Genomic DNA, 1732 nt, shown 5'->3' on the forward strand with positions numbered 1-1732 from the left:
ACTGCTCTTTAACAATTTATCAGACAATCTGTGTGGGCACTCGAAGATACGGATTCTTAACGTCCTCGGACGATAAATGAATACCAAGTCTCAAGAGTGAACACGTAATTCATTACGAAGTTTAATTCTTTGAGCATCAAACTTTTAAATTGAAGAGTTTGATCATGGCTCAGATTGAACGCTGGCGGCAGGCCTAACACATGCAAGTCGAACGGTAACAGGAATCAGCTTGCTGATTTGCTGACGAGTGGCGGACGGGTGAGTAATGTCTGGGAAACTGCCCGATGGAGGGGGATAACTACTGGAAACGGTAGCTAATACCGCATAACGTCGCAAGACCAAAGAGGGGGACCTTCGGGCCTCTTGCCATCGGATGTGCCCAGATGGGATTAGCTAGTAGGTGGGGTAACGGCTCACCTAGGCGACGATCCCTAGCTGGTCTGAGAGGATGACCAGCCACACTGGAACTGAGACACGGTCCAGACTCCTACGGGAGGCAGCAGTGGGGAATATTGCACAATGGGCGCAAGCCTGATGCAGCCATGCCGCGTGTATGAAGAAGGCCTTCGGGTTGTAAAGTACTTTCAGCGGGGAGGAAGGGAGTAAAGTTAATACCTTTGCTCATTGACGTTACCCGCAGAAGAAGCACCGGCTAACTCCGTGCCAGCAGCCGCGGTAATACGGAGGGTGCAAGCGTTAATCGGAATTACTGGGCGTAAAGCGCACGCAGGCGGTTTGTTAAGTCAGATGTGAAATCCCCGGGCTCAACCTGGGAACTGCATCTGATACTGGCAGGCTTGAGTCTCGTAGAGGGGGGTAGAATTCCAGGTGTAGCGGTGAAATGCGTAGAGATCTGGAGGAATACCGGTGGCGAAGGCGGCCCCCTGGACGAAGACTGACGCTCAGGTGCGAAAGCGTGGGGAGCAAACAGGATTAGATACCCTGGTAGTCCACGCCGTAAACGATGTCGACTTGGAGGTTGTGCCCTTGAGGCGTGGCTTCCGGAGCTAACGCGTTAAGTCGACCGCCTGGGGAGTACGGCCGCAAGGTTAAAACTCAAATGAATTGACGGGGGCCCGCACAAGCGGTGGAGCATGTGGTTTAATTCGATGCAACGCGAAGAACCTTACCTGGTCTTGACATCCACAGAACTTTCCAGAGATGGATTGGTGCCTTCGGGAACTGTGAGACAGGTGCTGCATGGCTGTCGTCAGCTCGTGTTGTGAAATGTTGGGTTAAGTCCCGCAACGAGCGCAACCCTTATCCTTTGTTGCCAGCGGTCCGGCCGGGAACTCAAAGGAGACTGCCAGTGATAAACTGGAGGAAGGTGGGGATGACGTCAAGTCATCATGGCCCTTACGACCAGGGCTACACACGTGCTACAATGGCGCATACAAAGAGAAGCGACCTCGCGAGAGCAAGCGGACCTCATAAAGTGCGTCGTAGTCCGGATTGGAGTCTGCAACTCGACTCCATGAAGTCGGAATCGCTAGTAATCGTGGATCAGAATGCCACGGTGAATACGTTCCCGGGCCTTGTACACACCGCCCGTCACACCATGGGAGTGGGTTGCAAAAGAAGTAGGTAGCTTAACCTTCGGGAGGGCGCTTACCACTTTGTGATTCATGACTGGGGTGAAGTCGTAACAAGGTAACCGTAGGGGAACCTGCGGTTGGATCACCTCCTTACCTTAAAGAAGCGTTCTTTGAAGTGCTCACACAGATTGTCTGAT

General features: G+C 52.7%; 1 rRNA gene. It reads left to right on the forward strand.

Annotated features, from left to right (window positions below):
- The first annotated feature begins 146 nt into the window (after positions 1-146).
- Positions 147-1688, forward strand: a 16S ribosomal RNA gene (locus HEN21_RS22420).
- Positions 1689-1732 lie beyond the last annotated feature (44 nt).

It is taken from the genome of Escherichia sp. 93.1518 (genome assembly GCF_013368915.2).
In the GTDB taxonomy this organism is placed as follows: domain Bacteria; phylum Pseudomonadota; class Gammaproteobacteria; order Enterobacterales; family Enterobacteriaceae; genus Escherichia; species Escherichia ruysiae.